9 protein-coding genes are annotated in these 8,047 nt (G+C 76.5%); 5 read left to right on the forward strand and 4 right to left on the reverse strand.

What is annotated here, in order from left to right; all coding sequences use genetic code 11:
- Positions 1–322 precede the first annotated feature (322 nt).
- Positions 323–1,321 (forward strand): LacI family DNA-binding transcriptional regulator, encoded by a 999-nt coding sequence (locus GTQ99_RS16185; RefSeq protein WP_166616766.1) that lies wholly within the window; start codon positions 323–325, stop codon positions 1,319–1,321.
- Positions 1,322–1,354: 33 nt separating this feature from the next.
- Here GTQ99_RS16185 and GTQ99_RS16190 read toward each other — a convergent pair whose 3' ends face one another.
- From GTQ99_RS16190 to GTQ99_RS16200, 3 genes are all read right to left on the reverse strand, one after another.
- Positions 1,355–1,858, reverse strand: a complete 504-nt coding sequence (locus tag GTQ99_RS16190) for a hypothetical protein (RefSeq protein ID WP_166616767.1) — start codon at positions 1,856–1,858, stop codon at positions 1,355–1,357.
- A 90-nt stretch (positions 1,859–1,948) separates the two neighbouring features.
- Positions 1,949–2,659 (reverse strand): permease prefix domain 1-containing protein, encoded by a 711-nt coding sequence (locus GTQ99_RS16195; RefSeq protein WP_166616768.1) that lies wholly within the window; start codon positions 2,657–2,659, stop codon positions 1,949–1,951.
- Positions 2,656–2,988, reverse strand: a complete 333-nt coding sequence (locus tag GTQ99_RS16200) for a helix-turn-helix transcriptional regulator (protein WP_166616769.1) — start codon at positions 2,986–2,988, stop codon at positions 2,656–2,658. Before GTQ99_RS16200 ends, GTQ99_RS16195 begins: the two co-directional genes overlap by 4 nt.
- Positions 2,989–3,064: 76 nt before the next feature.
- Here GTQ99_RS16200 and GTQ99_RS16205 point away from each other — a divergent pair, with 76 nt between their 5' ends.
- The 3 genes from GTQ99_RS16205 (at position 3,065) to GTQ99_RS16215 (ending at position 6,038) form a co-directional block, all read left to right on the forward strand.
- The gene (locus tag GTQ99_RS16205; protein ID WP_166616770.1) at positions 3,065–3,607 is read left to right on the forward strand and encodes a hypothetical protein; all 543 of its coding nucleotides are present in this window, start codon (positions 3,065–3,067) and stop codon (positions 3,605–3,607) included.
- The gene (locus GTQ99_RS16210; RefSeq protein WP_166616771.1) at positions 3,604–5,202 is read left to right on the forward strand and encodes a multicopper oxidase domain-containing protein; all 1,599 of its coding nucleotides are present in this window, start codon (positions 3,604–3,606) and stop codon (positions 5,200–5,202) included. The genes GTQ99_RS16205 and GTQ99_RS16210 overlap by 4 nt, the downstream gene beginning before the upstream one ends.
- A gap of 68 nt (positions 5,203–5,270) precedes the next feature.
- Complete coding sequence (locus GTQ99_RS16215) at positions 5,271–6,038, forward strand: alpha/beta fold hydrolase (RefSeq protein WP_166616772.1); 768 nt, start codon at positions 5,271–5,273, stop codon at positions 6,036–6,038.
- A gap of 28 nt (positions 6,039–6,066) precedes the next feature.
- Here GTQ99_RS16215 and GTQ99_RS16220 read toward each other — a convergent pair whose 3' ends face one another.
- A complete protein-coding gene (locus GTQ99_RS16220; protein ID WP_166616773.1) occupies positions 6,067–7,068 on the reverse strand; it encodes a DUF4862 family protein in 1,002 nt (333 codons plus the stop codon).
- A gap of 191 nt (positions 7,069–7,259) precedes the next feature.
- On the opposite strand from GTQ99_RS16220, the gene GTQ99_RS16225 reads away from it, so the two are divergent.
- Positions 7,260–8,047 (forward strand): IclR family transcriptional regulator domain-containing protein (locus tag GTQ99_RS16225; RefSeq protein WP_166616774.1); only part of this gene is annotated, 788 nt, incomplete at its 3' end.

The following is an 8,047-nucleotide window of genomic DNA, read 5'->3' on the forward strand; positions in this document are numbered from 1 at the left end:
GGGCTGGTCTGCACGGGCCGTCTGGACGGGCTGCGTGCCTGAGCTGTGCCGGGCGGTGTGCCCGGCGGTGTGCGCGGCGCGTGCACGGGGTGCTGCACGGGCCGGGCGGTCTGGCACGGGCTGTCGAGGGCGGGTCGGACGTGGCGCTCCTTCGCGACGAGCCGTTCCGCCGGCACCGGCTGCGGCAGCTGCGCCGTACCCGGTGGGCAGGACTGTAGGGCGTCCGGCGGCGCGGAGGCAAGCGCTTGTCACTTCCCGGCAAGCCCTTGCGCAAGCGCTTGTCGTCGGCGACCATCATCGCGGTGCCGAGGAGAGGACGTCGATGGCGACGATGGCCGACGTGGCGAGGCTGGCCGGGGTGAACCCCTCGACGGTCTCGCACGTGGTGAACGGGACGCGCAGCGTCAGCGCCCCCACGCGGCGCCTGGTCCTGGACGCGATCAGCGCCACCGGCTACCGCCCCAACGCGCTGGCGCGCTCGCTGGCGACCTCCAGCACCACCACGATCGGCCTGGCCAGCCGGTTCGTGTCCAACCCCCACTTCGCCGACCTCGTGCGCGTCATCGAGGCCCGGGCGCGGGCCGCCGGGTACACGCTCGTGCTCGCCGACACCCACGACGAGGCCGAGCAGGAGCTGCACGCCGTCGGCCAGCTCGTCGACCGGCGGGTGGACGGCGTGCTGCTGGCGCCCTCGGCCCACGCCGAGGTCGCGGCGCTGCCCCTGCTGGCCTCCCGGGGCGTGCCCGTCGTGCTGCTGGACCGCTTCGCCGACGCCGACGTGGACCAGGTGGCGCCGGAGAACGTGCAGGCCACGGCCACCCTGACCGGCCACCTGGCCGACCTGGGGCACCACCGCATCGCCTTCGTCGCGGGAGCGCCCGGGCTCACCTCCTCCTCCGAGCGCCTCGAGGGCCACCTGGCGGTGGTGGCCGCCCGCGGCCTGGACGCCGACCCCGCCCTCCTGCTGGCCGGCGGCAGCGAGGCCGACGAGGCCGAGCGGGCCGTGCTCGCGGCGTTCTCGGCGCCCGGGCGCCCCACCGCCGTCGTCGTCGGCAACAACGCCATGACCGTCGGCACCCTGCGCGCGCTGCGCCGGCTCGGCCTGCGCGTCCCCGGCGACGTCGCGCTGACCGCCTACGACGACCCGGAGTGGGCCGACATCGTCGAGCCGCGGCTGACCACCATCGCCCAGGACGTGCCGCGGATGGCGCGCCGGGCGGTGGAGCTCGTGCTGGAGCGGGTGCTCACCCCGGACGCGCCCGCCCGCCGCGAGCGCATCGTGCCCGCCTTCCGCCACCGCACCTCGTGCGGGTGCCCCTGAGGGCCCGGCGGGCGCCCGGTCACACCGGCCCGGTCACCAGCCCACGTACCTCACGAGGATCGGGCGCTCGCGCTGGCCGGAGGTCGACCGGGAGGGATCCTGGTCGTCGACGGCGTGCTGGACCTGCGCCGTGCCCAGCTCCCAGGTGCGCGCCGGCGCGAAGGGCATCGACGTCCCGCGGCTGAGCACGAACCTCTCGGTGTGCCGGCCGCCGTCGCAGGTGAGCTGCTGGTGCTCGCGCTGGAAGACGCCCACCGACGGCGTCCGCACGCCCAGGGACATCCGCACGTTGACCGTCGTGCCGAGGGGCGCGCACCGGTAGGTGACGTCGACGACCCCCTCGTCCAGCTGGCCGCCGCTGGGCGTCTGCGGCTGGGTGAGCTGGTAGCGCACGACGGGGCTGACGTGCGTGATCGTCAGGCTGCCGGGTCCCGGGGGCCGCTGCCAGGGCCAGCCGTGCACCGCTGCACCGGCCGGGGTGGCACCGAGGAGCACCAGGGCCGCGGTCCCCGCCAGGGTTCCCGCGATTCTTCTCATCCCCGAACGCTACGCCGGGTATGCCTCTCGTGGCAGAGGGTGAACCGCTGTTCTGGTGCCGGTCGACCGGAGGAGCCCTCCGGGGAGCGTTCACGGGGTCGGCCGGCCCGCGGGTGCGGGACCTCCCAGCTCGGCCGCGCGCACGCAGCGGCGGCCGGAGACCACTAGGGCGCCGACGCCGGCGAGCGTGAAGCAGGCGACCGCCCCGTTCAGCGGGGCGGAGGTGAGCACCGCGGCGGTGTCGCGGAGGTTGACCACCGTCATCACCAGCGAGGTCGTCGTCGCGGCGCCCACGCCGCAGAGCGTGAGGCGCCCGACGACGGAGGCGATCCGCTCGGGGCGGCCGAGCAGCGAGCTGCGGAACTGCAGCAGGCCCAGCCCGGCCAGGCAGGCGGCGGCGGTGCTGAGCCCGAGGACGTCGGTCAGCCGCGACAGCCCGCCGACGACCGGCGGGGCGCCGCCCAGGTCGGGCCTGCTGGCCCAGACCAGGTCCCACAGCAGCCACAGCAGCACCAGCGCCAGGGCGCTCCAGGCGGCCGTCCAGCGGGCCTGGCGCACCGCGAGCTCGCGCTGCAGCTCCCGGGCGATGCGGTCGAGGGCGCCGAACTCCGCGACGGCCAGCCGCTCCGCCTCGCGGCGGTCGGCGCCCTGCACCGCGTGGGCGTCGCTGGCGTCGTCGAGGCCGTCGCGCACCTCCTGCAGCACGTCCCGCCGGGCGCGCCCGGGGCCGCGCAGCCGCTGGCCGAGGTGGTGCACGTACCCCTCGACGTCCAGTTCGGGGAACCCCTCGGCGGTGCTCACCCCGTGGCCCCCTGCCCGCCCAGGACGCCGCCGACGACGCTGGTGAAGCGCCGCCAGCGCTGCCGGGACTCCGCGAGCTCCGCCTCCCCGGCGCCGGTGAGGCGGTAGGTGCGCCGGCGGCGGCCGTCCACGAGGCTCCAGCTCCCGCGCACGAAGCCGTCGCGCTCCAGGCGGCGCAGCGCCGGGTACACGCTGCCGGTGTTGAGGGCGAGCGCGCCGGCGCTGCGCTCGCGCACCGCCTCGATGACGGCGTAGCCGTGCCGGGGCTCGTCCTCCAGGACGGCCAGCACCAGCGACTCCAGGTGGCCGCGCAGGGCCTCGGCATCCACGCGGTGAGCGTACTGCGGAAGTCGGCTGCCGACATGCGTAGACAGTCGACATATCAGATGCGTAGCTTGTCGACACATGAGGGGAACCGACGAGACCGCCGCACCCGCACCCGCGCCCGCGCCGGAACCCCCACCCGAACCCGCGCTGGGACCCCCACCGGAACCCGCGCTGGGACCCCCACCGGAAACCGCGCCGGGACCCGCGCCGGCCCCGGCTGCGCGCCGCCGCCTGCGCGCCGCCCGCTGGGCCTTCTTCGCGGTCGTGCTCGTGCACACCGCGGTGGTCGGCGCGCAGCCGGTGCTGGCGGGTTCCTACTTCGCCGGGGACGTCGACGCGATCGCCGCCCACGGCCGCACCGGCAGCGTCCTGCCGCTGCTGTCGGTGCTCCAGCTCGTCGCGGCCGTGCTGCTCGTGCGCCCCGGTCGCGGGCCCTGGTGGCCGGTGCCCGTCACGGTCGCGCTGTTCCTCGCGGAGGGGTTCCAGGTCGGGGCGGGGTACTCGCGCACGCTCGCCCTGCACGTGCCGCTGGGCACCGGGATCCTGGCCGTCCTCGTCGCGCTGCTCGTGTGGGCGCTGCCGGTGCGCGCGCGCTCCGCTCGTTCCACGGGCGCCCGGTGACCGGGCGCGGGCGGACCCGGCGCGAGGTGCTCGGGCTCGCCGGGGGAGCCGCGGCGCTGCTGGCGGGCGGCTGCGGCGGGACGCGCGAGCGCACGGGCGAGCTGGTCCGCAGCGCCGGACCGCTGCCGGAGCCGTTCACGACGCCGCTGCCCGTGCCGCGCGTGCTGGAACCTCTGCGGCGCACCGCGGACGCCGACGTCCACGAGGTCGTGCAGCGCGTGGTCCGGGTGGGCATCGTCCCCGGGCGCAGCACCGAGGTCTTCGGCTACGGCGGGACGTTCCCCGGGCCCACGATCGTCTCCGAGCGCGGTCGCGCGACGCTCGTCACCCACGTCAACGAGCTGCCCGTGCCGACGGTCGCGCACCTGCACGGCGGCCACACCCCGGCCGACAGCGACGGGTTCCCCACCGACCTGCTGCTGCCCGCCGGCGCGGCGGCGCCACCGGCCGGCGCCGGGCACGGGGGTGCGCACCACGAGGATCCGCAGCACGGGGGTCCTCGGCGCGCGAGCACCGCGGGGGACCTCGCCGCGGGGCGGCGCGAGCACACCTACCCGATGCAGCAGCGCGCCGCGACGCTCTGGTACCACGACCACCGGATGGACTTCACCGGCCCCGCCGTGCACCGCGGCCTGTTCGGCCTGCACCTCGTGCGCGACGAGGAGGAGGCGCGGCTGGGGCTGCCGTCGGGCGCGCGCGAGGTCCCGCTGCTCATCGCCGACCGCTCCTTCGCCGAGGACGGCTCGTTCCGCTACCCCGCGCTGGACCCCACCATGCTCGCCACCCCCGGCGTGCAGCCGGAGTTCTCCGAGGGCGTGCTCGGCGACGTCGTGCTGGTCAACGGCGCCGCGTGGCCGGTGCTCGACGTCGACGCCGCCCGCTACCGCTTCCGCGTCCTCAACGCCTCCAACGCCCGCCGCTACGACCTGCGGCTGTCCCCGCCGCCGCCCTCCGGCCCGCGGTTCGTGCAGGTCGGTTCCGACGGCGGGCTCCTCGCGCGGCCGGTGGAGCTGGGCTCGGTCCGCCTCGCGCCGGGCGAGCGCTTCGACGTGGTGGTCGACTTCGCGCGCTACCCGGTGGGGACCGAGGTCGACCTGGTCAACGGCCTGGGCGACGGCGGGAGCGCGCAGGTCCTGCGCTTCCGCGTCGTCCGCCGCGCGCGCGACGACTCCACCGTGCCGGCCCGGCTGTCCGAGGTGGAGGTCCTCGCGGAGAGCGCCGCGGTGCGCACCCGCGAGTTCCGCTTCTCCCGCGGCGGTCCCGGGCAACCGCACTGGGTCCTCGGCGGCCGCCCCTACGACCCGGCGCGCGTGGACGCCGACCCCGTCCTCGGGCAGGTGGAGCGCTGGCGCTTGCGCAGCGACGTCCACCACCCCGTGCACGTCCACCTCGACCCGTTCCAGGTGGTGCGCCGGGGCAGCAGGCGGCGGGGTCCCTGGGACGGGGGGTGGAAGGACACCGTCGACGTCCGCCCGGGGGAGGTGGTGGAGGTGCTCGTGCGCTTCACCGACCACGCCGGGCGCTTCGTCCTGCACTGCCACAACCTCGAGCACGAGGACATGATGATGATGGCGAACTTCCAGACCCGCGCCTGAGCGCCCGGCCCCGCGCGGATCGCTACGGTGCCCTGAGGCCCCCCGGGGGCGACGAGGAGGGGGGACCCGTGGCCGAGCGCGTCACGTTCGAGAGCAGCACCGGGCAGCGGCTGGCGGGGCTGCTGGACCTGCCCGAGGGGACCGCGCGCGGGTGGGGGGTGTTCGCGCACGGGTTCACCCTGGGCAAGGACTCCCCGGCCGCGGCGCGCATCTGCAGGGGGCTGGCCGCCGAGGGCATCGGGATGCTGCGCTTCGACAACCTCGGCCTGGGGGACTCCGAGGGCGACTGGGGCGACGGCTCCTTCACCCACAAGGTCTCCGACACCGTGCGGGCCGCGCGGTTCATGGCCGCGCGGGGCAGCGGACCGGACCTGCTGGTGGGCCACTCCTTCGGCGGCGCGGCCGTCATCGCCGCCGCCGAGCACGTGGAGGGCCTCAAGGCCGTCGTCAGCATCGGGGCGCCCTCGCAGCCGCGGCACGTGGAGCACAACTACGACGCGCTGGTGGACCGCGTCATGGCCGAGGGCCACGCGGAGTGGATGGTGGGCGGGCGCGCCCTGACGCTGAAGCGGGCGTTCGTGGAGGACGTGCGCGCCGCGGACCTGCGCCGGCACGTGCGCCGGTTGCGGGTGCCGCTGATGGTGATGCACTCGCCGACGGACGCGACGGTGGGCATCGACAACGCCAGCGCCATCTTCAAGGCGGCCTCGCACCCGCGCAGCTTCGTGGCGCTGGAGGGCAGCGACCACCTGCTGACGGCGGCGGGCCAGGCGCGGCGCGCGGCGCGCATCGTCAGCGCGTGGGCGGACCAGTACCTCCAGCAGGACCCGGCCTGACCCGCGCCGGCCGCACCCGCGCGGCCGTTCACCCCGCCGCGCGCGCCCCGTCGACGAGCGCGAGGCAGGCCCGGGCGACGGCGAGCCGGGTGGCCACGTCGGCGTCCTCGGGCCGCACCGCGACCTTCAGCCCGACGTGGGGCACGTCCCCGGCGGCGCGCAGCGTCTCGGCGACCTCCTCGCGCCCCAGCAGGGAGGGCGCGGACAGCGCGAGGGCGGGGTCGTCCCCGCGCGGGGGGACGTGCGTGTCGGCCCAGGCGGGGGACCAGGGGGACTCCTCGCCGGTGGCGCCGGAGAAGACCACCGAGCGCAGCAGCCCCTCGGCCGCCAGGGTGCGCACGTGCTCCAGGGCGAGCGCTGCGCCGCGGCCCTCGATGGCCGAGCGGCCCCAGTTGAACCCCGAGCCCAGCCGCTCCGCCGGCAGGCCGAGGGCGTGCACCAGCGCGATCTCCTCCTCCAGCGACCAGAACCCCTTCGCGGGGGTGCGGCCCGGGACCAGCGCGTCGCAGTGCTCCAGGACCAGCCCGGCCCCCGCGAGGTCCCAGGAGAGGACCTCCTCCAGCGAGCGGGCCAGCGCGTCGAGCGAACCCGCGCGCGGCCCGGGGGCGCTGTGCACCTCGATGCCCACGACCCGGCGGCGGCCGGAGCCGTCGGCCAGCGAGAGCGCCAGGTCGCGGGCGCGGGCGACGTCCGCCAGGGCGCGGGCGCGGGAGCCGGGGTCCGTGGAGGACAGCCCGTAGCCGGGGTCGGTGCCCAGCCGCGGCACCATCGTGGGCACGAGGGTGACGAGCAGGTCCCACTCGGGACGGACGTTGCGCTGCACCCAGCCCGGCTCCAGGCTGGGCGCTCCCTCCGGGGGGAGCGCGTGCTCCAGGCCCGCGACGCCGAGGTCGGCCAGGCCCGCGAAGAGCTCCTCCTCCCCGGCCGGGTCGGCGGGGGCCAGCACGTAGCCCGCCACCAGGGTGCCCGGGCGCCCCGGGTCCTGCGCCGGGTCCTGCGCCGGGTCCGCACCGGGCGTGGGCTCGCTCATGGTTCCTCCGTCGTCGCCGTGGTGGTCGTCGCGGGTCGGGGTGCCCCTGCGCACCCCTTGACGTCGTCCCGGACCGTACCTATGTTTTCCGTCCAACGGAACCGTGTTCCATCGGCGGATGCTCGACCGGTTCCCCCGACGGACGTGGACGTCCACCCGGGGAGCGGGGAAGCAGGGGAAGGGGTCACCTCGTGCGGCGGAGCGCGGCGAGCGGGGCGGGGAGCGCGGCGCAGGACGGCGCGCCGGTCCCCGGCGCCTCGGCGGCCAACGCCAGCGAGAAGACCCTCCTCGTGCTGGAGGCCGTCCTGGAGCACTCCCGCTTCACGGACGTGGTGGAGGCCACGGGCCTGGCCAAGGCCACGGCCCACCGCATCCTGTCCACCCTGGTGCACCGGCAGTTCGTCACCCTCACCGCGGACGGCTCCTACCTGCCCGGGCCGAAGGTGCTGGCGCTGGCGGGGCGGGCGCTGCAGCGCATCGACATCTCGGCGATCGCGCAGCCCTTCGTCGACGAGCTCGTCGACCGCGTGCGCTGCACCGTCCACGTGGGCGTCGCCAACGGCGACGAGATCGTCTACCTGATCCGCGCGGATTCCGACAAGCCGTACCAGATGCCGTCCCGGGTGGGGCTCGCGATCCCGCTGCACACCTCCGGGATCGGCAAGGTGGTCCTCGCGGGCTTCAGCGACGAGGGCGTGGAGCGCTACGCCGCCCGCACCGGGCTGCCGGCGCGCACGGCCAACACCCTCACCACGGTGCAGGCGCTGAGCGCCGAGCTGGCCGAGGTGCGCCGCCGCGGCTACGCCCTGGACCGCGAGGAGAACGTGCCAGGGGTCGCCTGCGTGGCCGCTCCCGTGCACGACCACACCGGGACCGCCCGCTACGGGCTGAGCACCTCCACCCTCACCCTCGAGCACGGCCTCGAGCAGGTCGAGGCGATGGCCCCCGACGTCGTCGCGACGGCCGCCCGGCTGTCCGC

The organism is Kineococcus vitellinus, assembly GCF_009906315.1.
GTDB lineage: Bacteria > Actinomycetota > Actinomycetes > Actinomycetales > Kineococcaceae > Kineococcus > Kineococcus vitellinus.